Source organism: Clostridium hydrogenum (genome assembly GCF_021432385.1).
GTDB lineage: Bacteria > Bacillota > Clostridia > Clostridiales > Clostridiaceae > Clostridium_S > Clostridium_S hydrogenum.
In genome coordinates, this window is sequence record NZ_JAEACT010000002.1 from 1,740,905 (window position 1) to 1,766,853 (window position 25,949).

Annotated in this window: 23 protein-coding genes; all 23 read left to right on the forward strand. The window is 30.0% G+C overall.

All coding sequences use genetic code 11. The features are described 5' to 3' along the window. The first annotated feature begins 26 nt into the window (after positions 1-26). On the forward strand, positions 27-683 hold the full coding sequence (gene phoU / locus CUEA01_RS07780; protein ID WP_234121085.1) for a phosphate signaling complex protein PhoU: 657 nt from the start codon (positions 27-29) through the stop codon (positions 681-683). A 271-nt stretch (positions 684-954) separates the two neighbouring features. Continuing rightward, positions 955-2,268 carry a DUF512 domain-containing protein gene (locus tag CUEA01_RS07785; RefSeq protein WP_234121086.1) on the forward strand — a complete coding sequence of 438 codons (1,314 nt, stop codon included), beginning with the start codon at positions 955-957 and terminating at the stop codon, positions 2,266-2,268. Between the two features lie 2 nt (positions 2,269-2,270). Next, positions 2,271-3,587, forward strand: coding sequence for a ribosome biogenesis GTPase Der (der, locus tag CUEA01_RS07790; RefSeq protein ID WP_234121087.1), 1,317 nt, complete (start codon positions 2,271-2,273; stop codon positions 3,585-3,587). A 1-nt stretch (position 3,588) separates the two neighbouring features. Further along, the gene (locus tag CUEA01_RS07795) at positions 3,589-4,578 is read left to right on the forward strand and encodes an NAD(P)H-dependent glycerol-3-phosphate dehydrogenase (protein ID WP_234121088.1); all 990 of its coding nucleotides are present in this window, start codon (positions 3,589-3,591) and stop codon (positions 4,576-4,578) included. Positions 4,579-5,129: 551 nt separating this feature from the next. After that, complete coding sequence (locus CUEA01_RS07800; protein ID WP_234121089.1) at positions 5,130-5,921, forward strand: ABC transporter permease; 792 nt, start codon at positions 5,130-5,132, stop codon at positions 5,919-5,921. 1 nt (position 5,922) lies between these two features. Continuing rightward, a complete protein-coding gene (locus CUEA01_RS07805) occupies positions 5,923-6,747 on the forward strand; it encodes an ABC transporter permease (protein ID WP_234121090.1) in 825 nt (274 codons plus the stop codon). 3 nt (positions 6,748-6,750) lie between these two features. After that, positions 6,751-7,728, forward strand: a complete 978-nt coding sequence (locus CUEA01_RS07810) for an ABC transporter ATP-binding protein (RefSeq protein WP_234121091.1) — start codon at positions 6,751-6,753, stop codon at positions 7,726-7,728. A 255-nt stretch (positions 7,729-7,983) separates the two neighbouring features. After that, entirely contained in the window at positions 7,984-9,054 is a 1,071-nt protein-coding gene (locus CUEA01_RS07815; RefSeq protein ID WP_234121092.1) for an HD-GYP domain-containing protein, read from the forward strand. A 16-nt stretch (positions 9,055-9,070) separates the two neighbouring features. Next, positions 9,071-11,935 (forward strand): response regulator, encoded by a 2,865-nt coding sequence (locus CUEA01_RS07820; protein WP_234121093.1) that lies wholly within the window; start codon positions 9,071-9,073, stop codon positions 11,933-11,935. Positions 11,936-11,967: 32 nt separating this feature from the next. Next, a complete protein-coding gene (locus CUEA01_RS07825) occupies positions 11,968-12,330 on the forward strand; it encodes a response regulator (RefSeq protein ID WP_234121094.1) in 363 nt (120 codons plus the stop codon). Positions 12,331-12,423: 93 nt separating this feature from the next. After that, on the forward strand, positions 12,424-13,902 hold the full coding sequence (spoIVA, locus tag CUEA01_RS07830; RefSeq protein WP_234121095.1) for a stage IV sporulation protein A: 1,479 nt from the start codon (positions 12,424-12,426) through the stop codon (positions 13,900-13,902). Between the two features lie 549 nt (positions 13,903-14,451). Continuing rightward, complete coding sequence (locus CUEA01_RS07835; protein WP_234121096.1) at positions 14,452-15,600, forward strand: aminotransferase class I/II-fold pyridoxal phosphate-dependent enzyme; 1,149 nt, start codon at positions 14,452-14,454, stop codon at positions 15,598-15,600. Between the two features lie 226 nt (positions 15,601-15,826). Next, positions 15,827-16,708 carry a YicC/YloC family endoribonuclease gene (locus tag CUEA01_RS07840; protein ID WP_234121097.1) on the forward strand — a complete coding sequence of 294 codons (882 nt, stop codon included), beginning with the start codon at positions 15,827-15,829 and terminating at the stop codon, positions 16,706-16,708. 16 nt (positions 16,709-16,724) lie between these two features. Continuing rightward, entirely contained in the window at positions 16,725-17,000 is a 276-nt protein-coding gene (remA, locus tag CUEA01_RS07845; protein ID WP_234121098.1) for an extracellular matrix/biofilm regulator RemA, read from the forward strand. Then, positions 16,997-17,626 (forward strand): guanylate kinase, encoded by a 630-nt coding sequence (gene gmk / locus CUEA01_RS07850; protein WP_234122143.1) that lies wholly within the window; start codon positions 16,997-16,999, stop codon positions 17,624-17,626. The genes remA and gmk overlap by 4 nt, the downstream gene beginning before the upstream one ends. Next, the gene (rpoZ, locus tag CUEA01_RS07855; protein ID WP_234121099.1) at positions 17,607-17,825 is read left to right on the forward strand and encodes a DNA-directed RNA polymerase subunit omega; all 219 of its coding nucleotides are present in this window, start codon (positions 17,607-17,609) and stop codon (positions 17,823-17,825) included. Before gmk ends, rpoZ begins: the two co-directional genes overlap by 20 nt. Beyond that, positions 17,825-19,012 (forward strand): bifunctional phosphopantothenoylcysteine decarboxylase/phosphopantothenate--cysteine ligase CoaBC, encoded by a 1,188-nt coding sequence (gene coaBC / locus CUEA01_RS07860; protein WP_234121100.1) that lies wholly within the window; start codon positions 17,825-17,827, stop codon positions 19,010-19,012. Before rpoZ ends, coaBC begins: the two co-directional genes overlap by 1 nt. 147 nt (positions 19,013-19,159) lie before the next feature. Continuing rightward, a complete protein-coding gene (priA, locus tag CUEA01_RS07865) occupies positions 19,160-21,361 on the forward strand; it encodes a primosomal protein N' (RefSeq protein ID WP_234122144.1) in 2,202 nt (733 codons plus the stop codon). Positions 21,362-21,382: 21 nt separating this feature from the next. Continuing rightward, positions 21,383-21,832 (forward strand): peptide deformylase, encoded by a 450-nt coding sequence (def, locus tag CUEA01_RS07870; RefSeq protein ID WP_234121101.1) that lies wholly within the window; start codon positions 21,383-21,385, stop codon positions 21,830-21,832. Between the two features lie 18 nt (positions 21,833-21,850). Then, entirely contained in the window at positions 21,851-22,765 is a 915-nt protein-coding gene (gene fmt, locus CUEA01_RS07875; protein WP_234122145.1) for a methionyl-tRNA formyltransferase, read from the forward strand. 78 nt (positions 22,766-22,843) lie between these two features. Next, positions 22,844-24,172, forward strand: coding sequence for a 16S rRNA (cytosine(967)-C(5))-methyltransferase RsmB (rsmB, locus tag CUEA01_RS07880; RefSeq protein WP_234121102.1), 1,329 nt, complete (start codon positions 22,844-22,846; stop codon positions 24,170-24,172). Between the two features lie 11 nt (positions 24,173-24,183). Continuing rightward, on the forward strand, positions 24,184-25,248 hold the full coding sequence (rlmN, locus tag CUEA01_RS07885; RefSeq protein WP_234121103.1) for a 23S rRNA (adenine(2503)-C(2))-methyltransferase RlmN: 1,065 nt from the start codon (positions 24,184-24,186) through the stop codon (positions 25,246-25,248). After that, positions 25,229-25,948 carry a Stp1/IreP family PP2C-type Ser/Thr phosphatase gene (locus CUEA01_RS07890; protein WP_234121104.1) on the forward strand — a complete coding sequence of 240 codons (720 nt, stop codon included), beginning with the start codon at positions 25,229-25,231 and terminating at the stop codon, positions 25,946-25,948. Before rlmN ends, CUEA01_RS07890 begins: the two co-directional genes overlap by 20 nt. Position 25,949 lies beyond the last annotated feature (1 nt).

Sequence of the window (25,949 nt, forward strand, 5' to 3'; positions counted from 1 at the left end):
TTAAATTATAAGGTGGGTGAATATAGATGACAAGAAAAATGTTTGAAGCTAGCTTAGAGGATCTTCACACAGATCTTTTAAGAATGGGAAGTATGGTTGAAAAACAAATATATGAGTGTATTGAGGCTATTGTAAATCAAAATGAAGAATTGGCAGAGGAGATAATAAAAAACGATGATGTTGTTGACGACATGCAAAAAGTTATAGAAAATAAGGCTATAAAGTTAATTGCAATGCAACAACCAATTGCATCGGATTTAAGAAATGTATTTACAACTATAAAAATCGTTACAGACTTAGAGAGAATGGCTGACCATGCTGTAGATATTGCAAAAGTAGTAAAGAGGGTTAAAAATGAAACGTATGCAAAACCTCTTGTTGATATACCTAAAATGGGCAAACTTGTTAAGGATATGATAAAGGGAGCTCTTGATGCATATGTAGAATGTAATTTGGATAAGGCTTATGAAATTTGTAAGATGGATGATGAATTAGATGCATTGTATAAGCACATCTTCAATGAATTATTAAAAATGATGACTGAGGATCATAGCATGATAAACCAATCAACTCAATTTTTATTTGTATGCAAGTATTTTGAGAGAGTTGGAGATAGGACAACAAATATTTGCGAATCTACAATATATTTAATAACTGGAGAGCAAGTTGACTTAAATGATTAGGCTATGTTTTAAATAAGTGAAATAATTAATTTTACCACCTCATTTTATGTTATATTATGAGGTGGGATTTTTTTGATTTAGACTATGTTTTAAATAAGTGTGAAAATCAACACTTATTTAAAACATAGCCTTGATTTATAATTAATAAGTTCTTGTTTCTTGACTTAATATGCTTAATAATGTAATATAACTAAAGATAAATAAAAAGGCGTCTTCAAAAAATTTTTATAGTATCAATTTATTTTTTAGATGCTTAAATGGGAGTGCAATAATGAAAAACGTAATTTCTAAAGTAGAAAAAGGAAGTATTGCTGAAGAATTAGAAATTGAACCAAATGATAGGCTTTTAAGTATAAATGGAAAAGAAGTAAAAGATATTATAGATTATAGATTTCTTATGGCAGATGATTATGTTGTAGTAGAAATTGAAAAACACTTTGGTGAGATATGGGAACTTGAAATTGAAAAGGAATACGATGAGAAGCTTGGAATAGAATTTGAAAGTGGAATCCTTGATAATGCAAAATCTTGCAGAAATAAATGTATATTTTGCTTTATAGATCAACTGCCAAAGGGAATGAGAAAAACATTATATTTTAAGGATGATGATTCCAGACTTTCATTTCTTCAAGGTAATTTTGTAACACTTACCAATATGAGTGATGAAGATATAGAAAGAATAATACAATATAAAATTAGTCCAATAAATATATCTGTTCAAACAACAAATCCTGAGCTTAGAATAAAAATGTTAAACAATAGGTTTGCAGGAAATATAATGGATAGAATGAAGAGGCTGTCGGATGCAGGTATAAAAATGAATTGCCAAATAGTTTTGTGCCCAGGTATAAATGATGGCGTAGAACTTGTAAAGTCTGTAAATGATTTGTTTCAATTTTATCCTAATGTAGAAAATATAGCAGCTGTTCCAGTAGGAGTTACAAATTTTAGAGAAGGATTATTCCATATGGAGCCGTATAATGCTGAAACTGCAAAGATTCAAATAGATAATATTAAGCCTATACAAAATGAGTTTGTAAAAAAAATAGGTACACCTTTTATAAGGCTTTCTGATGAATTTTATGTTTTGAGTGGTGAGGAAATACCTGATTCAAGTTTTTATGGTACATTTGATCAATTTGAAGATGGAATTGGCATGATAAGAACGTTTAGAGATAATATTGAAGATACGTTGCCCGATTTATCTAATAATGCTAAGGGTTCTTTTACATTGGTTACAGGTGTTTTAGCCTATGGTGAAATAAAGAATGCTGCGGATATGATTATGAATAAGGAAAAAAATATAAAAATAAGCGTTATAAAAGTAATAAATGAGTTCTTTGGAGAAAAAATAACTGTGGCAGGACTTTTAACAGGTAAGGACATAATAAAGTATTTAAAAATGAGTGAAATAGGCGAGTACATAATTTTGCCTAAAAATATGCTTAAAAGTGACGAGAATATATTTCTTGATGATGTTAGCATAGAAGATGTTGAAAATGAATTAAATAGGAAAGTAATAGTTTGTGATTACAGTGGTGAAGATTTAATACAGATTATTAATGATTACAGCAAGGAGGAATAAATATGGGAAAACCAATAGTAGCAATAGTAGGTAGACCAAACGTTGGAAAATCAACTTTATTTAATAAATTAGCAGGTAAGAGAATATCTATTGTTGAGGATACACCAGGGGTTACAAGAGATAGAATTTATGCAGAATCTGAATGGGTATCAAAGAAATTTACAATAATAGACACAGGTGGTATAGAACCAGAAAATGGAGATATAATACTCTCCCAAATGAGAAGGCAGGCTCAAATTGCAATTGAAATGGCCGACGTAATAGTTTTTATAGTAGATGGAAAACAAGGACTTACAGATGCAGATAGTGAAGTTGCTATAATGCTTAGAAAAAGTAAAAAGCCTGTAGTTCTAGTAGTAAATAAAATAGATAAGGCTAAAGAAGAAAATAATGTATATGAATTTTATAATTTAGGTTTAGGAGACCCAATTTCAATTTCAGCATCACAGGCTTTAGGGTTAGGTGATATGCTTGATGAAGTTGTAAAAGGCTTTAAGGAAGTTGAAGATAATGGAGAAGAAGATGAGTACATAAATGTTGCTGTAGTTGGAAAGCCAAATGTAGGAAAATCTTCTCTTATAAATAAAATTTTAGGAGAAGATAGAGTTATAGTAAGTAATATACCTGGAACAACTAGAGATGCAATAGATAGTTATTTGGAAACGGATATAGGAAAATTTACATTAATAGATACTGCTGGACTTAGAAGAAAAAGCAAGGTAAAAGAAGAAATCGAAAGGTACAGTGCTGTTAGAACTATGGCTGCCATAGAAAGATGCGATGTATGTGTACTTGTTTTAGATGCTAATGAAGAGGTAAGCGAGCAGGATGAAAGAATAATAGGTTATGCTCATGAAACTAATAAAGCAATTTTAGTAATAGTTAATAAGTGGGATTTAATAGAAAAAGATGATAAAACTATGAATAAGTTTAAAGAAAATATGAGAGTGAAATTTTCTTTCTTGGCTTATGCACCTTATTTATTTATTTCAGCTAAAACTGGTCAAAGAGTTCATAAAGTACTTGAAACAATTAGAAAATGTTATGATAGCTACAATAGAAGGATAGCTACAGGAGTTCTAAATGACGTTATAAGCAAAGCTGTTTTGATGAAAGAACCACCTGTTATTGCGCTTAAAAGATTAAAAATATATTATGTAACTCAAACTGGTACTAAACCTCCAACTTTTGTATTCTTTGTAAATAATGCAGATGCGCTTCATTTCTCATACCAAAGATATTTGGAAAATCAATTAAGGCAAAGTTTTGATTTTGAAGGTACAGGAATTAAAACAATATTTAGGGAAAGGAAGGAGTAGCATGGATGGTATAACATTTTTGGGAGGAGGCAGTTTTGGAACTGCTCTTTCTGTAATGCTTTCTAAAAAAGGCTATGAGGTATTAATATGGGATAGAAAAAAAGAAACAGCAGATGATATTAATATAAAAAAGGAGAATATTAAATATCTTCCTAAGATATTGATACCATGTAATGTTAAAGCTGTTAACGATATAGAATATGCTGTTAGAAAAAATAAGTATATTGTACTTTCTGTACCTTCTCACGTTATTAGAGAAATGTGTAGAAAAATTAAACCTTTTTTACAAAATGATCAAGTAATAATTAATATTGCAAAAGGTATTGAAGAAGAAAGCAAGAAAAGATTATCAGAAGTAATTAGAGAAGAATTACCTCTTAACCCAATTGTTGTACTATCTGGACCAAGTCATGCAGAAGAAGTTGCATTAGATATCCCAACTACCCTAGTAGTATCTTCTAATGAAATGAAATATGCGGAAGAAGTTCAAGATATCTTCATGGCAAGTAAACTTAGAGTTTATACAAATAATGATATTATAGGTGTTGAAATAGGTGGAGCAGTTAAAAATATAATAGCCCTTGCTGCAGGAGTGTGTGATGGCCTAAAATTTGGAGATAACACAAAAGCTGCACTTATGACAAGAGGAATGAGTGAAATTGTAAGAGTTGGAATAGCACTTGGAGGAAAACTTGATACCTTCTATGGACTTACAGGTATGGGCGACCTAATAGTTACCTGCACAAGTATGCACAGCCGAAACAGAAGAGCTGGCATACTAATAGGTGAGGGTATTCCAAAAGATGAAGCCTGCAAAGAGATAGGCATGGTTGTAGAAGGTATAACCGCCTGCGAAGCTTTCTACGAATTAAAACAAGAAAAAGGTATATCAATGCCAATAACCAATGCGCTTTACAATGTCCTATTCAAAAACGCCGACCCCGTCCAAGAAGTTTCCAATCTAATGAAACGAGAAAAGAAATGTGAGTAAACCTACGGTGGGTTTGGGCTATGCCCATTAAGATTATTGAACTTAAATTAATTACTTTCAAAAGTAACAGCACAAAATAAATTTAATCGCCTAGAGTAATGGCGGTGGGCTTAAGCCCATGTAAGTTCATTAACCCTAATTCCACTACTTTCCAAGCAACAAACAAAAACATATACAAAATATATCTATAAAAAAGTTTGGATTTCAATAATCTAAGCTTTTTTTTATTGTTTAAGCAACAGCCCATATATGGTGATTAGCGAAGCTAACAACATTAAGTTTAAGATTTACCTGAGAGAAGCGAAAGGTAAATCATCCTTTTCTAATCCAACAGGATACATTTGGCATGTGCAATTTCAAGTTTCAAGATGGTTTATCTTTATTTATATAAGAATTTAATAAATTGATTAATTTAAAACATAGCTATTTGAAAAAATATATAAATATTGGTCAACATTGACATAAAAAATACCTTGTATTAAAATTAAAGTAAAATCTTAAATTAATTGGACAAATTTGGTTTGGATAAAATTATGAGAAAGGAGAAATTAATGGAGGCATACTTATATAAATTAAAGATGCAAATAATTGTAAATATAACATATAGGTTTGAAGTATTTGCAACAATAGCTACTAGATTTATATTAATGGTTAGTACTGTATTTTTGTGGAAGTGCACTTATGCAGGAAATAAAGAAATGCTGGGACTATCAAAGAGCCAAATGATTACATATTCTGTTTTGTCTGTATTTTTATCTTCCGTATTTCAATGTAATGTACAAAATACTATAAGAGATGGAGTACGTCAAGGCAAAATAGCTGTAGATTTGTTGCGTCCCTACAATATTATAGTAGCATTTTTTGCACAAGATTTGGGAGATGTTTTTGCTAGCATTTTAAATAAAGCATTGCCATTATTGTTTTTGGGAATGATTTTTTTTGGTGTTAATGCACCAGTTAGCTCGTCTGCATTTGTGCTTTTTGTGATTAGTTCTGTATTAGGTTTTATGATTTTATGGTTTATTAGTGCTTTAGTTGGAATGTTTTCTTTTTGGACATTAGAGTTAGGCAATATGGGAGTTGTAAAGGATATCATAGTTAGTATTCTTTCAGGAAGTTTGATTCCACTTTGGTTTTTTCCAAATGATGTTCAAAAAGTATTGGCATTTATGCCATTTCAGTACACTTATCAGACTCCAATGGGGTTGTATATTGGAAAAATAACTATAAACGATGGATTGCTTCAAATAGGCATACAGATTATTTGGATTTTGCTATTAGGTGTAATTACCTCATTTGTATGGTGTAAAGCAAAAAACAATATTTTAATACAGGGAGGTTGAAATGATAGATACTATAAAATACTATTGGTCTGTATTTATAATTAATGTAAAATTACAAATTGCTAGTCAATTAGAATATGCTTCATATATGTTTTGCTGGCTTTTAATGATACCTATTCAAGGGTTTGCAGGAATATATGTGTTAAAAACTATTATGTCTAGAGTAGATACATTAAATGGCTGGAATTTTGGACAAGTTGCTTTTTTATTTGGACTGGCATTGCTAAGTCATGGATTTCAAGATATGTTATTTATACAAACAAGATCTATCGAATACAGTGTATTAAATGGTGAATTTGATAGAATGCTATTAAGACCTATGGGGGCTTTTTATCAATTCTGCATTTCAAGTTTTAATTTGGTAGGTCTATTTGATATGATTCCTGGTATAATTATTTTTTTATATGGCTGTAAGATGGTCAAATTTATTTGGTCACCTATTAATATATTGTACATCATCTTAATTACTTTTGGAGGAACTTTGATTAGGGCAGCTGTATACACCATAACTGGATCTATAGCCTTTTGGACAAAGAAAAGCAGCGTTTTTGTTGACTTGAATCTTGCTATATTTGAAAGAACTACACAATATCCAATGTCTATTTATCCAAATTGGTTTATCAGATTATTTACTTTTATAATTCCAATTGGATTTGTTAGTTTCTATCCAGTCAGCGGGTTATTAAACATTTCTTCAAAAATGAACGTTCCTATTCCACTAGATTTAATAATATGGTGTCCAATAGTAGGTATCATTTGCTTTATAATAGCAAGAGCATTTTTCCTTTTAGGATTAAATAGTAAATATGAAAGCGCAGGTTCGTGATAAATGGAACAGATTATTTTAAAAGATGTATATAAACAATATAAGGTTGCAAAAAAGAAGAAGGGGCTTATAGGTGCTTTTTCTAATTTATTTCATTCTGAAAAAATATTGGTTAATGCAGTAAATGGTATAAGTTTCACTATAAATCAAGGCGAAATTGTAGGATATATAGGTCCAAATGGAGCTGGGAAAAGTACAACTATAAAGATGATGTCTGGTATCCTGCATCCTACTTCAGGTGAAATTTTGATTAATGGGATATCTCCTCAAAATGATAGAAAAAAAGTTGTAAAGAATCTAGGCGTTGTATTTGGACAAAGAAGTCAATTATATTGGGATTTACGTCTTGGGGAATCTTTTGAATTATTAAAAAGAATTTATCGTGTCAATGAAAAGCAGTATAAAGATTATTTATCTGAAATGAGAGAAATAATGGATTTGAATAAGTTTATTGATATTCCTGTAAGGCAATTATCTCTTGGGCAGCGTATGCGTGGAGAATTGGTAGCTGCTATGATTCATTCACCATCAATTCTTTTTTTAGATGAACCTACTATAGGTTTAGATATAGATGCAAAGCGTGCAATTAGAAAATTTATTCTTGAAATTAATAAGAGAAAGGGGGTAACAGTAATTCTTACTACACATGATTTGGAGGATGTTTCAGAATTATGTAAGCGTTTAATTGTAATTAATCATGGCAATGTAGTTGAAGATGGACCTATAGATGAAATAATATCTAAAATGGCAGAACATCGTATGATGGTATTAGAATTAGCTAGTCCTATAACCTGTCTTAAAACTAACAAAGCTAAACTTGTTAAAGTTGAAGGGAATAAAATTTGGTGCAAATTTGACCATCATAAGATTACAGCTTCTGAATTGATTAGTGAATTAGCAAAAGAATTATCTATTATCGATTTAAGTGTAAAGGAACCAGATATTGAAGATGCTATTAGTCAAATTTATCATGCTAAGTAACTAAATCAGAGTACAATGAAGGATGATTTACCTTCTTTGTACTTTGCTTTAATACTTAGCAATAATTTTAGTTATTAATAAGTTAATTCCTAAGTTTTTATATAGTAAAAAGTATAGTAATATGATAATATATTTAAATAAGAATCGGTGCTAATGGTGCTGCTGCTTGTGCTTAATTGGCAGCTTTTGCTATTGCTTCATAGAAAAACTTTTAACTTAAAAGTAGACAATTTATTATTTCATTTGGAGGTACATATGAGAGTTGTTAGAGTATCTAATCTAAGGGGAGATGAAGTTCTCGGAAGGCAAATTTATGATGAGTCAGGTAGAGTTTTGCTTAGCGCTGGAGTGAAATTAAAACCTTATTATATTGAAAGAATTAAAGAACTTGGAATTGGTTTAGTATATATTGATGATAATATATCCAAAAATGTGATTATTGAAGAAAACATTTCAGAGATGACAAGACAAATGGGCAAACGTGCGGTTAAAGAAATGATAGAAGGGTATTGCCGTGAAGGAAAAACTTATAATAGTAGTGTTATGAACTCAGTAGATTCAGTGATTGAGGATGTACTTACAAATAAAAATGTTTTGATAAATGTTGCGGAAATAAGTGCAAGTGATAATAATATATATTCACATTCAGTAAATGTTTGTGTAATGTCCACAATAATAGGAACTCACATGGGATATAGTATGTTAAAACTTAAAGATATAGCCACAGGTGCTCTTTTACATGACATAGGTAAGATAAAAATTATGAACGATAAAAAAATTGTAGATCAGTATAAGAGTCAGGAAGAACTAAATAAGTATATTGAACTAATGCATCCAAAAGTAGGTTATGATTTTTTAGGTGAACAGCGTATTTGGAATGCATATGTTAAGGTTGCTGTATTAATGCATCATGAGAAAAGCGATGGAAGCGGATATCCTTCAAAATTACACAGCACCGAAATAAATCAAATTGCAAAGATAGTATCTATATGCAATGTATTTGATAATTTAATATCTGGTGAAAATGGTGGCGAAAGTAAAACCGTATCGGAAGTTATAGAATATCTTACTAGCATGAGTAATGTTTATTTTGATGCTGAAATGGTTAGAAAGTTTACCATGAATATAGCTGCTTTTCCAACAGGAAGTGGAGTTGTTTTAAGCTCAAATGAAAAAGGGTTAGTAGTAAAACAAAATAATTCAATGCCAATGAGACCTGTTATAAAAATAATCTACGATAAAAATGGAAGTTTGCTTGTAGAACCTTATGAAGTTGATTTATTGAAAGAATTAACTCTTTTTATTGAAAAACCTTGTGAATTTTAAATTTGGGAGTGATTTTATGAGTGGTAAAGGCAGTTATACAAATATTAATTATTCTAATGATTGTCTTAAGATAATTAATAGTACTTTTCAGAAATTTTTAGATGTACATAGTGTTAATTATTTGATTGAATTAGAAAAAACTTTAGAGGACATTGGAACCTTCTTTGATTTGGATAGAATGTACATATACTATTTTTCTAATGATCCAACTTTTATGAAAATAGAATGTCAATGGAATAAAAAAGGTGTAGAGCCTAAAAGAGAACTTCAAGAGGAAGAGGTAGTTTATGCGCTTCCATGGTTAATTCGTGAAATTAAAAATAATGAATTTGTTGCTATAAATAATATTAACGAGTTTCCCAAAGAAGCAATATTTGAAACAGAGAATTTCAGCAAGGAAGGTATACAATCTTCTTTAATGGTTCCATTAAAAAATGAAAATAAATTAATAGGATTTATGGGGTGTGAAAGACTGTTAAAATCAATAACATGGGAAGAGGAACAAATTAATGTGTTAAGGGATATTTCAAAGATTTTTTCATATACAAGGTCAAGAATTAAAAAGGAAAAAGAATATGAAAATGCCCTTTATGGACAGGCAATTTTATTAAATAATTCCGAATCACAAATTTGGGCTTTAACTAATGTTACATCATATGCCACTGTTAACGAAGCTCATGCAAAGTTTTTTGGAAAGAAAAAAAGCGATATAGAGTATCAAGATTTGTATGATATATTTGATATAGACACAGCAAATAAGCTTTCTGAGGTAAATTGGGAGCTATTTCAAAGAAAAGGGCTAGCCAAGAAAGAGGTTCAAATTAAAAATTTTAAAGGCGAGAATAGATTGCTTCAAATTAAAAGCAAACCACAGAGAGATGATAATGGGAATATTAAATATCTGATCTGTACTGCTGAAGATATTACAGAACAAAGAAAAGCGGAAACTGAATTATATAAGGCAAAAGAACAGGCTGAAGCGGCAAATATTGCAAAAAGTCAGTTCCTTGCAAATATGTCTCATGAAATAAGAACTCCAATGAATGGAATATTTGGATTCCTTGAACTACTTCAATCAACGAATTTGTCTTTGGAACAAAAAGAATTTATACGTGAAGCAAAATCTGCTTCGGAGATATTATTGCGCATTATTAATGATATATTAGATTTTTCAAAGATTGAAGCTAAGAAGCTAGCAATGGAAAAAATTAAATTTAATTTAAGAAGCACTATAGAGGATGCTGTTTCACTTTATGCTCCTAAAGCAGCAGAAAAAGATGTTGAAATTTATACTATGATTAAAGAAGAAGTTCCTGAAGAGGTTATTGGTGATCCAGCAAGAATTAAGCAAATATTAAATAATCTTATAAGCAATGCAGTAAAATTTACTGAGAAGGGTGATATTTCTATTACGGTTGACTGTTTAGAGGAAGAAAATGAAATGGCTTTGCTTTATTTTAAAGTAAAGGATACTGGAATTGGAATACATAGTGAACATATTAATACTATTTTTAATTCTTTTAGCCAAGCGGATGCCTCTACTACTAGAAAATATGGAGGAACTGGACTTGGACTTGCGATATCTAGCGAGCTTGTTAAAATGATGGATGGCGAAATCAGAGTTGAAAGTATACTTGGGAAGGGTTCTACATTTAAATTTAACCTGAAACTCAAAATATCAAAGAGAGCTTCAGATTACAAACTCGCGTTTGAAAAACTTAAAGGCGTAAATGTTCTAGTTGTTGATGATAATATAAATAATAAAAAAATTGTTAGTTCATATCTTAGGGAAACTGGATTTAATGTATTTGAGGCTGCGGATGGAGCCAATGCTATTACAACTATTCTTTCAAATATAAATACAAAGAACAAAATAAGTGTAGCAATAATAGATTATGAAATGATGGACATGAGTGGTTATGAGCTTGCAACGACTTTAAAGACAATACCCTTTGCAAAAGATATTAAACTAATACTTTTAAATTCAGTAATGCAAAAATGCGATACGAAGATTGCAAAAGAATATGGTTTTTCAGCATGTTTGACAAAGCCAGTTAAACGAAATGACTTGCTTAGTTGCATTGCTATGGTACTAGGACTAAAAAGCGAAGTTAAAGAAGAAAATTTGGCTAGAGTAAATAAGGTTGATAAAGAAGATAAAAATGTACTAAAACCAAGGATTTTGCTGGTTGATGATAATGAAATGAATCGTAAGATTGTTATAAGCATACTTAAATCTCGTGATATGAGTTGCGATGTAGCTGTGGACGGCTTGGAAGCATTAAAAGCAGTTTCAAATAAAGATTATGATGTTGTTTTTATGGATTGTCAGATGCCAGTAATGGATGGTTATGAATGTACTTCTAAAATAAGAGATATGGATGAAAGTAAAAAGCATACTACAATTGTTGCAATGACTGCTAATGCTATGGAAGGAGACTATAAAAAGTGTATTGAAGCAGGAATGGACGATTATATTAGCAAGCCAATTAACTTTGATACTATGTTTAATATTATAGAGAAAAATGCTAAAGAAAGGGAAATTACAGGCGATTATAATAGAATAATAGAGGATAATATTGATTACTTTGCTCGTGATACAGGACTTGAAAAAGATGATGCAAAAGAAATACTAGAGGATTATGTAAAATGTCTTCCTGATTTAATCTTTAGTATTAATGCTGCAATTGATGATAAGGATTTTAATAAATTAGCAAGAGTGAGCCATGAGTTAAAAGGTTCTTCTGGATCTTTAAGAATAATGTCTATTTATGAATTAGCAGTAAAACTTGAAGAAGCGGCTAAAAAACAGGAAATAGAAAAATGCATTGAAATTTTTATTAAGATAAAAGATTTATGTAATATTAAAAGAAGTAAATAAATTTTTAAATTAATGAATGAGGAGACTTTTGTATGAAGAATGTATTGATTGTTGATAATTCATCTTATATGAGGCTATTTATAAAAAAGGTTATTCAAAAAGCAGGCTCTTACACAATATTTGAAGCAGAAGGTAAAGATGATGCATTAGAGAGGTTCGAAATTCAAAATCCTGATATTGTAATTTTAGATTTGAACATGTCAGAGTTTACGATGGATGGTATAGATGTATTAAATGATATAATGAAAATTAAGCCTGATACAGCTGTAATTATTGTATCAGCAGTAGGACATCAAGAAGTTAAGGATAAATGTATAGAATTAGGGGCTAAAGCTTATATTAAAAAGCCTATTGATATTAAGGCTCTTTTAAATGTGCTAGAAGAATTCAAATAAGATTAGTAAATAATTTTTGTAATAATTGAGAATAAAATTTATGCAAGTCCAATATATATATATTGTTAATATTAAGGTGCAGGAGGAAAGATTTTGGAAAACTTTAATATATATAAGGATATTGCAGAAAGAACACAGGGCGATATATATGTAGGAGTTGTAGGTCCTGTAAGAACAGGTAAGTCGACCTTTATTAAAAGATTTATGGATCTAATGGTTATTCCGAACATAGACAATCCACATAAGAAAGAAAGAGCAAAGGATGAACTTCCTCAAAGTGCTTCGGGAAAAACTATTCATACTACTGAACCTAAATTCGTTCCTAATGAAGCAGTAGAAATAGGATTAGAGGATGGTATCAAATTTAGAGTTAGAATGGTTGATTGTGTTGGCTATATAGTTAAAAATGCTCTTGGCTACTCAGAAGGAGAAAAACCTAAAATGGTAAATACACCTTGGTTTGATCATGAAATACCTTTTGAAGAGGCAGCAGAAATTGGTACAAAAAAAGTAATCGATGAACATTCAACCATTGGATTTGTAGTTACCACGGATGGGTCAATAACAGATATACCTAGAGAAGATTATGTAGAAGCAGAAGAAAGAGTTGTAAGTGAATTAAAATCCATAAATAAGCCATTTATTTTAATACTTAATTCGGCGCATACCGAGGATCCTAAAACACTTGAATTAAGAGGAGAGCTTGAAGAAAAGTATGATGTGCCTGTTGAAGTATTAAATGTACTTAATATGGAGCCTTCTAATATAGCTAAATTGTTTACTAAGGTTCTTAAAGAATTCCCTGTAAAAGAAATAAATATAGACATGCCAGAATGGATTGAAAAATTAGATTCCAAACATTGGCTTAAGGAAAGCTTTATGGATTTAGTTAAACAGTTAAGTAAGGAGGTAAATAAAGTTAGGGATATAGGCAAAACAATAAATTCATATTCGGATAATGAATTTATTGGAAATGTAGAAATGGTTGAAATGAACATGGGAGAAGGCGTTGGAAGGATAAATTTAAAACCAAAACATGATGTCTTTTATAGAGTTTTAAGTGAAGAATGCGAATGTGATATAGATGGAGAAAATAAACTTCTAGATACTATGAAAGAAATGCACAATGCTAAGGTTGAATATGATAGAATAGCAGAAGCACTTAGGGATGTAAAAGAAAAGGGATATGGTCTTGTATCGCCACAATTAACAGAAATGAAACTTGAAGAACCTCAAATAGTAAGAAATGGAAACAGGTATGAAGTAAAGCTCAAAGCTAGTGCACCAAGTTTTCATTTTATAAGAGCAGATATAGAAACAGAGGTATCTCCAATTATGGGCAACGAAAGAGAAAGTGAAGAGATGGTGAAATCCCTTTTAGAGCAATTTGAAAATGACCCTTCACAAATATGGGAAAGTAACATGTTTGGAAAGTCAATAGAGGTGCTTGTAAAAGAAGGATTGCAGAAAAAACTATATAAGATGCCAGACGATGTTCAAGCCAAAATTCAAAAAACTTTAGAAAAAATTATAAATGAGGGTAATGGCGGCTTGATTTGTATAATATTATAGATGTCTGATATAAAAATGAGCTGTACATTTTGTGTAGCTCATTATTTTATTATGTGAACTACATATTTATTGTAGAGAAATTTTTAGTAACAGTTACCATGAAAAAAGCATAGAGTAGAAGCATAGAATACAGATTAGAGAGTAGAGAGTAGAGAGTAGAGTGAAGGTTAATTTTCTCATAAAGCAGAAAATTTTAAAACTTAATGGGTTGCCACCCAAGCCCATTGACAGTATAGTTAGAACTAATTATTAGGTTTTAATTTGATAAAGATAAACCGTTTGAAACCTCAAAATTAATTTGCCAAAATGCCAGTTTCTTGGCATTTTGATGTAAATTGATTTTTATAGTTGAAATGATATATCTATATAAGAAAATAACTATATATGTATATTAAATATTTACATAGGTTAACGGTTAAAACCAAAGTATGTATTCTAAGCAAAGCTGAGAACCTATAAGTTTAAAGATTTGCCCGACGTAAGGAAGGTAAATCATCCTTCACTGTACTCTCTACTCTGTACTCTCTACTCTGTAAAAGGGGTGGTAACTTGAAAATTAATAATAGATTAAACGAAATACAGGAATATCACTTTAAAAAAATCGAAGATATCAAGGAAAATTTAATTAAGAGTGGAAAGGATATATTAGATTTAAGTATAGGAGACCCTGATTTGCCTGTAAATAATGATATAGTAAATGAATTAATTAGCGCTACAAATAAGAAGAAATTTAATATGTATCCTCCTTATGAAGGTATAAAAGAACTAAAAACTGCAATTATAAAGTATTACAGGGAAGTTTTTGGAGTAAAATTAGAATTAGATGAGGTTTTAGTTTTAATAGGTTCTAAGGAAGGCATAAATAATATTATTCCAGCAGTGTGCAATATTGGAGATTATGTCGTTGTTCCAAATCCGTGTTATCAGGTATATGTTACTAGTCCTAAGCTTTGGGGAGCAATTCCTTATAAAGTTCCTATTTTAGGTAAAAATAAATATTTGCCCATTTTATCCAATATTCCTGAAAATATAGTTAAAAAGAGTAAACTGTTTATAATTAATTATCCTAATAATCCTACTGGAGCAGAAGGCAACGAAGAATTTTACAAGGAAATAGTTAGCTTTTGCAATAAAAGGGATATAATACTAGTAAATGATTCGGCATATATTGAAATTGTAAATAGCGGGAAGAGACCAGTAAGTTTACTTCAATATGATAAAGAAAAGACATCTATAGAAATAGGAACATTTTCTAAGACATTTAATATGACAGGATTTAGAATAGGATATGCAGTTGGAAATTCTAAAGTAATAAATGCTCTTCTTAAAATTAAAAGTAATGTTGATTCAGGGCAATTTATGCCCATACAATATGCAGCTGCAAAAGCATTAAGCCTTGATAGAAATATTATAGAAAAAAATAAAAAAATTTATGACGAAAGAAGAAATTGTGCAAAAAATATATTAAAAAGCAAAAATATAAAATTCTATGATAGTGAAGCTGCATTTTATATATGGTGTAATGTACCTAAGAATTATACAACTACAGAATTTTGTGAAAAACTTATAAATGATTATGGCATTATAGTTACACCAGGCAACAGTTTTGGGGATGTATCTAATACCTATTTTAGAATATCATTAACAAGAGATATAAAGCTTATAGAAAAGTATTTGTGTAAAATTCAGCAGTTTTAGAATATTTATATAAACTAATAGCAAAAAAATACTATAATCCTATAAAAAATGTGGTATAATGGTTTTTGATATAAGCAAACTGGTTTATATGGGGTGAAATCAGTAAAATTAATATGTAGGTTCAAATGTTTTATCTTTAATTAATTAGAAATTGAAAATTTGAATACATATTAAGGTTTATTGTGATTTTACCTAGGTCTTTTTATTTACGGAAGGATGATTGGCAATGCTAAAAAGTATGACGGGATTTGGAAGAGCTGTCTATGATACTGGTAAAAGAAATTTTACTATAGAAATAAAAAGTGTAAATCATAGATATCTTGATCTCAATGTGAAATTACCAAGGAGTCTAAGTTCTTTAGAAGATAAAATAAGAAAAGAAGTTCAGAAAAAATTATCTAGAGGTAAAGTAGATATTTTTTTAACACAAAATATTTATAATGATGATGAATGCGAGGTAAGATTAAATAAAGCTCTTGCAGATAGTTACTATAAATGTTTAAATGAAGTAAAAAGTTGCTACGAAGTTAAAGATGACATATCTGTTTCTTTAATTTGTAAATTTCCAGATGTTATTTCTATAGAACAAAGAGAAGAAAATTACGATGAAATTTGGAGTGAAATTCAAAATACATTGAAAGAAGCAATTGATATGCTTGTTCTTATGAGAAAAAAAGAAGGAGCAAAACTAAAGGAAGACATTGAAAAAAAATGTGATATAATATATAAAAATATATGTTATATAGAAGAAAAATCTCCTTGTGTTGTAGAAGAATATAAATTAAAATTAAGTGAAAGAATTAAAGAATTATTAGGTGAAAATAATAATGTAGATGAATCTCGCATAGCAATGGAGGTTGCTATATTTGCAGATAAGTCTTGTATTGATGAAGAAATAGTAAGACTTAAAAGTCACATAGTACAGCTTAAGGAAACACTTGCAAAAGATGAACCTGTAGGCAGGAAGTTAGATTTTATTGTTCAGGAGATGAATAGGGAGGCTAATACTATAGCTTCAAAATCAAATGATATTAATATAGTACAATTTGTACTTGATATAAAAAATGATATTGAAAAAATAAGAGAGCAAATACAGAACATTGAGTAGTATTAGGAGGAATAAAATGGGAATAAAATTGATAAATATAGGCTTTGGAAATATAGTGTCGGCTAATAGATTGGTTGCAATTGTAAGCCCTGAATCTGCACCAATAAAGAGAATAATTCAAGAAGCAAGAGATAGAGGAATGCTAATTGATGCTACATATGGTAGAAGAACTAGAGCAGTTATTATAACAGATAGTGACCATATAATATTATCTGCTGTACAGCCTGAAACTGTTGCTCATAGATTATCTTCAAAAGATGATGATGTTGCAATTGACGAGGTTGATGAATAATGAATAAAGGCTTATTAATTGTAATATCAGGACCTTCCGGTGCTGGCAAAGGTACTATTTGCAAGGCCTTACTTAAAAAACAAGCTTTTTGGTTATCAGTTTCTGCAACTACAAGAAAGCCGCGTAATGGCGAAGTTGATGGAAAAAGTTATTTTTTTCTTGAAGTAGATGAGTTTAAAAATAGAATAAGCAAAGATGGCTTTTTGGAGTATGCAGAGGTTTATGGAAATTATTATGGAACCCCAAAGGCAAGTGTTCAAGAAAGAATTAACCGCGGTGAAGATGTAATTCTTGAAATTGATATTCAAGGTGCACTTAAGGTGAAAGAAAATTATCCTGAAGGAGTATTTATATTTATTTTACCACCTTCAATGGAAGAACTTAAAAAGAGAATAATAGGACGTGGAAGTGAAACCAAAGAATCTCTTTTGAGAAGATTCACTTCAGCCTATAAAGAAATAAATTATGTTTCTAAATATAATTATGCTGTTATAAATGATGAAGTAGATAAAGCAACAAAAAAAATAGAAAATATCATCGTTGCAGAAAGATGCAGAGTTGATAGAATAAAAGATAATATAATTGATTCTAAGGAGGGTACTGTTTATGAACAATTCTATGATTAATCCATCAATTGTTGATTTAAAAGAAAAAGTAGGTGATAAGTATTCACTAGTAGTTATAACATCTAAAAGAGCAAGACAAATAATAGAAGGTGAAAAAAGTTTAGTTGAAATTGATAGTAACAAGCCTTTAACTATAGCAATTAATGAAGTCTATCAAGATAAAATTAAATTTAAAGTGGTTCATGAAGGTATAAAATAATGAATCCAAAGAATGTAGTGTTAGGTGTAAGTGGTGGTATAGCAGTATACAAGGCATTAGATGTTGTAAGCCGACTAAAAAAGAAGGGCTTTAATGTAGATGTTATAATGACAAAATCTGCTGAAGAATTTGTAACGCCTCTTAGTTTTCAAAGTTTAAGTGGTAATCAAGTGATAACCAATATGTTTGATGAACCTAAGGCTTTTGAAATTCAGCATATATCACTTGCTAAAAAGGCAGACCTTATGCTCATAGTGCCAGCAACTGCAAATATAATTGGTAAGGTTGCTTCTGGTATAGCAGATGACATGTTATCAACAACTATAATGGCTGCTTTTGGAAGATGCCCTGTTGTTTTTGCTCCTGCTATGAACACAAACATGTATAAAAATCCTATCCTGCAAGATAATATCAAAAAGCTTATTAAGTATGGATATAAATTTATAGAACCTTCAAGTGGAAGGCTTGCTTGTGGAGATACAGGAGAAGGAAAGCTTCAAGATACAGAGCTTATAGCTGAAATGGTAGAAAGTATGTTGTATGATAAAAAAGATTTAGCTGGTAAGAAGGTGCTTGTAACAGCAGGACCAACTATTGCGCCTATAGATCCGGTTAGATTTATTACTAATAGATCTACAGGTAAAATGGGATATGCAATTGCAAAAGAAGCTAGAGATAGAGGTGCTGAAGTTACATTAATTAGTGGACCATCAAATATTAAAGCGCCTTTTGGTGTTGATTTTATAAAAGTATCGACTAATGAAGAGATGTTAAAGCAAGTTTTAGATAGGTATGATACAAGTGATATAGTTATTAAATCAGCAGCTGTTGCAGATTATAAACCTAAAACATATAGTGATTTAAAAATTAAAAAGTCTGAGGAAAATCTTAATATAGAATTTGTTAAAGATAATGATATATTAAAAAAACTTGGAGAAATTAAAAAATCACAAATCCTTGTTGGTTTTGCAGCTGAAAGCAATGATCTTATAGAAAATGCTAAAGGAAAGCTTGCGAGAAAAAATTTAGATTACATAGTTGCAAATGATATCACATCCTCAGATACAGGTTTTGCAAGTGATGAAAATAAAGTATTTATTCTTAGCAAAGACAATTCTATTTTAGAACTCAATAAAATGAGTAAAACAGATGTAGCAAGAGAATTGTTTGATTTAATAAATAGATAAAAAGCGCTAATTGCGCTTTTTGTTCTTTATTAGGTGAAACGCTTTTAAGCTTAAATTATGTATGCTGCCAAATACTAATTGTAAAGCAAATTGAGGTACATAAATAGTTTGTAGCGCAATATATTGATAAAATTAAAGGGTGATTTGGTGAATAATTTTGCAGGAGTAATAATAAATAGTGAGGCAAGTTCTTTAGATAAGATATTTACATACAAAGTTCCAGCTAGCTTAAAAGAATCTATACAAATAGGGCAAATGGTGAAAATTCCATTTGGAATGGGAAACAAAAAAATAGATGGTTTTGTATTTGAATTATATGAAGAAATAGATAAAAATATAAGAGCAAAAGAAATAATAAGTATAAGTTCTAATATAATTATAATTACTAAAGAAAATATAGAACTCATAAAAGAAATGAGAAAAAGATATTTATGCAGTTATATAGAGTGCATAAAGCTTATGATACCAACAGGAATAACTAAAGGCATAGGACATAAGACTAGTGATGTAGTTTGTTTAAATAAAGAACTTACTTTAAAGTTAAATAAAGAACCTTATTTAACCATTTATAATATTGTAAGTGAAAATGATGGCATATTTAATAAAAGTGAGCTTAGTAAAAAATTCAATGTATCTATATCGTCAATTAATACAATGATAAAACATGAGGCTTTAAAGGTATGCGAAAAAATAGTTTATAGATATGATAATAGAACATTTGACAGATATGATGCAAAAAAATTAAATGAATATCAGCAAGCAGCAGTTAATATCATAATGAATTCTAATGAAAATAAATTTCTTATACATGGCGTCACTGGTTGTGGAAAAACAGAAATATATATGAATTTAGTTGAAAAGGTTATGAAACTAGGTAAGCAGTCAATTGTATTGGTACCAGAAATTTCTCTTACTCCACAAATGGTTGAAAGGTTTAAAGGGAGATTTGGAAGAGATGTTTCAGTATTTCACAGCAAACTTTCCGATGGCGAAAGATATGATGAATGGCTTAGAGTTAAAAATGATGATGTAAAGGTTGCAGTTGGTGCAAGATCTGCAATTTTTTTACCTTTTCATAATTTAGGACTCATAGTAATTGATGAAGAGCATGAAGGAAGTTATAAATCTGAAAGTGATCCTAAATATAATGCCATTGAAGTGGCCGAAATGAAAAGTAAAATAGAAAATTGTAAGATTATACTTGGATCCGCCACCCCATCTATTGATACATACTATAAAGCGAAAAATGGTGAATATGTTTTAATAAGTATAGATAAGCGAGCTGATGGAGCATCAATGCCAGATATTGAAGTAGTTGATATGCGTGAAGAATTAAACCAGAATAACAAATCTATATTTAGTAGAAGTTTGCATGCAGCAATTGAAGAAAAGCTATTAAAAAAAGAACAGGTTATATTGTTTTTAAATAGAAGAGGATTTTCAACTTTTGTGTCATGTAGAAAATGTGGATTTGTATTTAAGTGCAAAAGTTGCGACGTTCCTATGACATATCACAGTGAAAAAAAATATTTAATATGCCACTATTGTGGTAATACTGAAAGGGTACCTACTATTTGCCCTAAATGTGGAAGCAAGTATGTTAAATATTTTGGGGTTGGGACAGAAAAAATTGAGAAGGAAATAAAGAGGCTATTTCCAAGTGCCAGTGTCATGAGAATGGATAAAGATACAACTAGAAAAAAGAATTCTTATGAGACTATGTATAATGCATTTAAAAATAAAGAAGCTGATATTTTAATAGGCACTCAAATGATTGCAAAAGGACTCGATTTTAAAGACGTCACTTTGGTTGGAGTAGTGGCAGCAGACATAACTTTAAATATACCTGATTTTAGATCCTATGAAAGGACTTTCCAGCTTATATCACAGGTTAGTGGAAGGGCTGGAAGGGGAAGCAAAAAAGGTACGGTTATTATACAGACGTATTCTCCAGAAAATTATGCAATTAGATATGCAGCTAGTAATAATTATAAGGATTTTTTTTATGAAGAAATACATTTAAGAAAAAGTATGAATTATCCGCCCTTTTCAAAAATATTTATAATTAATTTAAGTTCTAAAAATGAAAATTTATTAATAAAAAATATACAAATAGTTGGTGACTTTTTAAAAAATAATTTAAGTGGTTATGATAATATGTATATATTAGGTCCATGTGCGTCACCTATTGCAAGAATTAATGAGTACTATAGATGGCAAATTCTTGTTAAAGGTGAAATATCGTATGATATGGCAAACTTTATAAAAAAATCTATTTATGAAATATTAAAAAAAGTTTATAATGATATAAGGATATCTGTTGATATAAATCCTTTGAATTTATCATAAATTATATGTGGAGGTAATGTAATGGCTATAAGAAATATAAGAAAATATGGGGACGAATTGCTTAGAAAGAAAAGTAGAAAAGTTGAAAAAATAGATAAAAGAATTTTAACTCTTATTGAAGATATGAAAGAAACTATGTATGATGCTAATGGTGTTGGTCTTGCAGCACCACAGGTAGGAATATTAAAAAGAGTAGTAGTAATAGATGTAGGAGAAGGTCCTGTGGCATTTATCAATCCAGAAATTTTAGAAACAAAAGGAAATTATATAGATTCTGAAGGCTGCTTAAGTATACCAGGTAAAGAAGGAAAGGTAAAAAGACCACTATATGTTAAGGCGAAAGCTTTAAATGAAAAGGGAGAGGAAATTATAGTAGAAGGAACTGAGCTTATGGCAAGAGCTATGTGCCATGAATTCGACCATCTTGAAGGTGTTTTATTTGTAGATAAACTATTTGAAGGCGAGGAATAATTAGTGAATATTGTTTTTATGGGTACACCAGATTTTGCAGTACCATCATTAAAAAAAATTATAGAAAAACACAGTGTGAAAGCAGTGTTTACTCAGCCAGATAGACCAAAGGGAAGAGGCAAGAAGCTTGCAATGTCACCGGTAAAGGAAGTTGCCATAGAACATAATATTCCTGTATTTCAACCAGAAAAACTAAAAAACGAACTTGATACGATTAAGATGCTTCAAGAAATGAAACCTGATTTTATAATTGTAGTTGCTTTTGGACAAATACTTCCAGAAGATGTTTTGAAAGCGCCAAGGTATGCATGTATTAATTTACATGCTTCATTGCTTCCAAGGTATAGAGGTGCTGCACCAATTAATTGGGCTATAATAAATGGAGAAAAGAAAGCAGGAGTAACAACTATGCTTATGGAAAAAGGGCTTGATACAGGTGATATGCTTCAAAAATTTCAAACAGATGTAAGTGAAGATATGACATTTGAAGAGCTTCATGATATTTTAAAAGAAGAAGGAGCAGAACTTTTGCTTAAGACAATGGAAGACTATGCAGCTGGAAAGATTACGCCTATAAAGCAAAATGATGCCGAATCTAATTATGCACCTTTGCTTAAAAAGGATACTGGTAAAATAAATTGGAATGATAGTGCAGATAAAATCCATAATTTAGTTAGAGGACTTTATCCAGCACCATCAGCATATACAAATTACAATGATAGTGTGATGAAAATTCATAGCACTAAAATTGTGGATATGAGTACAAATAAAGAACCAGGTCTTATTGAAGAAGTAAATAATGATGGCATTTTAGTTAGTACTGGAAAGGGTAAGCTGCTTATTACGGCAGTTCAATTTCCAGGTAAAAAATTAATGAGTGTTAAAGATTATATTAAAGGGAATAATATTGAAAAGGGAATATTCTTAAGATAAAATAAAGCATGTTTAAAATATTATAAAGCTTTTTAATTTCTGATATACATATAGAGATTAAGGAAAAGGAATAAAAGTATGGATAATGCAAGAAAAATTGTTGTTGAGGTTTTAAATGATGTCTTTTTTAATAAGGCATATTCCAATATTGCTTTAAATAAGACTTTAAAAAATTCTGATTTAAATGGAAATGATAGAGCTCTCGCAACTGAAATTTTATATGGAACAATAAAATACAAATACACTATAGATATTATTTTAAAGCATTTTATAAAAATAGATTTTAAAAAAGTTGATAGATATATTTTAAATGTTTTAAGAATATCAGTATATCAAATAAAATATTTGGATAAGATTCCGGATTTTGCTGTGGTTAATGAAGCTGTTGAACTTGCAAAAAAATATGTATCACTGAAATCATCGAAATTTGTAAATGGTGTACTTAGAAATTATTTAAGAAATAAGGAAGATAATTTTTGCACGGCAAAGGATAAAGTTTTAAAGTTAAGTTTTAAACACTCATTTGAACCTTGGATGGTAAGGTTTTTTATGAAACAGTATGGAAATGAAGAAATAGAAAACATATTAGGAGGACTTAACAATGTGCCTAGTGTAACAGTGAGGGTTAACTCTTTAAAAGCTTCTTATGATGAGGTATGGAATAAACTTGAAGAACTTTCTTATGAAATTGAAGAAGGAAGTGTATGTCCTGAAGCAATAAAGATAAAAAGAGGCAGCAGTATAGAAAATAATCCTCTTTTTTCGGAAGGATATTTTACAGTTCAAGATGAAAGTGCAATGATTGTGGCTGCATGCCTTGATATTGAAGAAGGTATGACAGTAATGGATTTATGCAGTGCACCAGGTGGAAAAGCAACTCATGCTGGAGAACTTCTAAATAATACAGGAAGAGTTTTAGCATTTGATATATATGAAAATAAATTAAATTTAATAAGGCAAAATGCAAAAAGACTTGGAATTAACGATATTACATGTAGCGTAATGGATGCTAGTAAATATAATGAAAAATACAGTAATGTTGCTGACAGGATTATTGTTGACGTTCCTTGTTCAGGACTTGGAATTATAAAAAAGAAACCAGAGATAAAATGGACTAAAAATATTAATGATTTGCAAAGTCTTGCCTTAGTGCAACAAAATATATTAAAAAACGCAGCAAAATATTTAAAAAAAGACGGAATTCTTCTTTATTCAACATGTACATTAAATAAAGAAGAAAATGAAATTATAGTACGGGAATTTGTTAAGGGAAATCCAAACTTTAAGGTGGAAAATTTATACTTTGGCAAAGTCGATAATTTTCATTACAGTGAATATGGTTTAACAATATTTCCAAACGAACATATGGATGGATTTTTTCTGTGTAAACTTAAGAAACAGTGGTAGGTGAAGATGGATTGGAAAATATCTTGGATTATACTCAAGATGAATTAAAACAATGGATGGAATTAAATGGCGAAAAATCATTTAGGGCAAAACAAATAAATGATTGGATATATAAAGGTATTTTTAATTTTGACGATATGAAAAATATACCAAATGAAACCAAAGCTAAATTAAATAATAGTTTTTATATCGGAGTGCCAGAAGTTACTCATAGATTGGATTCTAAGAATAACGATACATCAAAATTTTTGCTAAAGTTTAAAGATGGTAATATAATAGAATGTGTTGTTATGAAGTATGACTATGGAAATTCTATTTGTATATCTACCCAAGTGGGATGTAGAATGGGGTGCAGCTTTTGCGCTTCAACAATTGGAGGTCTTATACGAAGCCTTTCATCTGGTGAGATGCTTGGAGAAATTCTAAGAGCTCAAAAGGAGATTGGGGAAAGAATATCAAATATAGTTTTAATGGGAAGTGGAGAACCACTTGATAATTATGATAATGTAGTGAAATTTTTAAAAACAGTAAATTTTGATAATGGATTAAATATAGGACAAAGGCATATAACTTTATCTACATGTGGAATTGTGCCTAAAATATATGATTTAATGAAAGAAAATCTTCAAATTACTTTGGCAATTTCACTTCATGCACCAAATGACTATCTTAGAAAAAAAATTATGCCTATAGCAAATAAATATACAATTGATGAAATAATTAATGCATGTAAGGATTATATTAAAACTACTAAAAGAAGAGTGACTTTTGAGTATTCACTTGTAAAAGATGTTAATGATAGCACGGAAAATGCTGAAGAGTTAGCATCTATTTTAAAAGGAATGTTGTGTCATGTAAATATAATTCCAGTTAATGCAGTTAAAGAAAATGATTATGAAAAACCTTCAAATCATAGGATTAAAAATTTCTCTGATGTACTTACTAAATTTAATATAGAAAATACAATTAGAAAAGAAATGGGCACAGATATTAATGCAGCATGTGGCCAACTTAGAAGAAATTATTTAAATCAAAGTAATGAGATGAGGTGTAAAGATGGTGGCGATGTTATCTGACATTGGCAATGTTAGGAAGCTTAATGAGGATTATGTTGACTATTATGAGAAAGATGACTTAAGACTTTATATTGTTGCAGATGGTATGGGCGGACATAATGCAGGCGAAATAGCAAGCAAAATGGCGGTAGATTCTACAATAGAATACATAAAGAAGCTAGGGGACTTGCCTTGTGAAAAAGTTGGAGATATACTTAAAAAAGCTGTGAAATATGCAAATGAGAAGATATATACTTATTCTAAATCTTCTGAAAATTTATCTGGTATGGGTACGACTATAACGGCATGCATAATAAAGGACAATAATATATCTATTGCAAATGTAGGAGATAGCAGTTGTTTTTTAATTAAAGCTGATGGTATAACAAAAGTTACTAAGGATCATTCTCTTGTACAGCAATTAGTTGATAGTGGGACAATTACTGAGGAAGAGGCAATGACACATCCTAATAAAAACATAATAACAAGAGCACTTGGAACTAGTGAGTTTGTTGATGTTGATATATTTGACCTAAAGTTAACTGGTGTAATTAAGGGCATATTGTCTACAGATGGGTTAACGAACAGCGTTAGTGCATATGAAATTTATGATATTATAATGAAAAATGACAATGAAGCTTCTTGTGAAAAACTCGTTGAACTTAGTAAATTGAAGGGAAGCAGGGACAATATATCAATTATTGTATTTGAAGGAGAGTGAA

Bases quoted from the DNA above. Each gene is read 5' to 3' on its own strand.
- phoU (WP_234121085.1), top strand. From the start codon at position 27: ATGACAAGAAAAATGTTTGAAGCTAGCTTAGAGGATCTTCACACAGAT.
- CUEA01_RS07785 (WP_234121086.1), top strand. From the start codon at position 955: ATGAAAAACGTAATTTCTAAAGTAGAAAAAGGAAGTATTGCTGAAGAA.
- der (WP_234121087.1), top strand. From the start codon at position 2,271: ATGGGAAAACCAATAGTAGCAATAGTAGGTAGACCAAACGTTGGAAAA.
- CUEA01_RS07795 (WP_234121088.1), top strand. From the start codon at position 3,589: ATGGATGGTATAACATTTTTGGGAGGAGGCAGTTTTGGAACTGCTCTT.
- CUEA01_RS07800 (WP_234121089.1), top strand. From the start codon at position 5,130: ATGGAGGCATACTTATATAAATTAAAGATGCAAATAATTGTAAATATA.
- CUEA01_RS07805 (WP_234121090.1), top strand. From the start codon at position 5,923: ATGATAGATACTATAAAATACTATTGGTCTGTATTTATAATTAATGTA.
- CUEA01_RS07810 (WP_234121091.1), top strand. From the start codon at position 6,751: ATGGAACAGATTATTTTAAAAGATGTATATAAACAATATAAGGTTGCA.
- CUEA01_RS07815 (WP_234121092.1), top strand. From the start codon at position 7,984: ATGAGAGTTGTTAGAGTATCTAATCTAAGGGGAGATGAAGTTCTCGGA.
- CUEA01_RS07820 (WP_234121093.1), top strand. From the start codon at position 9,071: ATGAGTGGTAAAGGCAGTTATACAAATATTAATTATTCTAATGATTGT.
- CUEA01_RS07825 (WP_234121094.1), top strand. From the start codon at position 11,968: ATGAAGAATGTATTGATTGTTGATAATTCATCTTATATGAGGCTATTT.
- CUEA01_RS07840 (WP_234121097.1), top strand. From the start codon at position 15,827: ATGCTAAAAAGTATGACGGGATTTGGAAGAGCTGTCTATGATACTGGT.
- remA (WP_234121098.1), top strand. From the start codon at position 16,725: ATGGGAATAAAATTGATAAATATAGGCTTTGGAAATATAGTGTCGGCT.
- rpoZ (WP_234121099.1), top strand. From the start codon at position 17,607: ATGAACAATTCTATGATTAATCCATCAATTGTTGATTTAAAAGAAAAA.
- coaBC (WP_234121100.1), top strand. From the start codon at position 17,825: ATGAATCCAAAGAATGTAGTGTTAGGTGTAAGTGGTGGTATAGCAGTA.
- def (WP_234121101.1), top strand. From the start codon at position 21,383: ATGGCTATAAGAAATATAAGAAAATATGGGGACGAATTGCTTAGAAAG.
- fmt (WP_234122145.1), top strand. From the start codon at position 21,851: ATGGGTACACCAGATTTTGCAGTACCATCATTAAAAAAAATTATAGAA.
- rsmB (WP_234121102.1), top strand. From the start codon at position 22,844: ATGGATAATGCAAGAAAAATTGTTGTTGAGGTTTTAAATGATGTCTTT.
- CUEA01_RS07890 (WP_234121104.1), top strand. From the start codon at position 25,229: ATGGTGGCGATGTTATCTGACATTGGCAATGTTAGGAAGCTTAATGAG.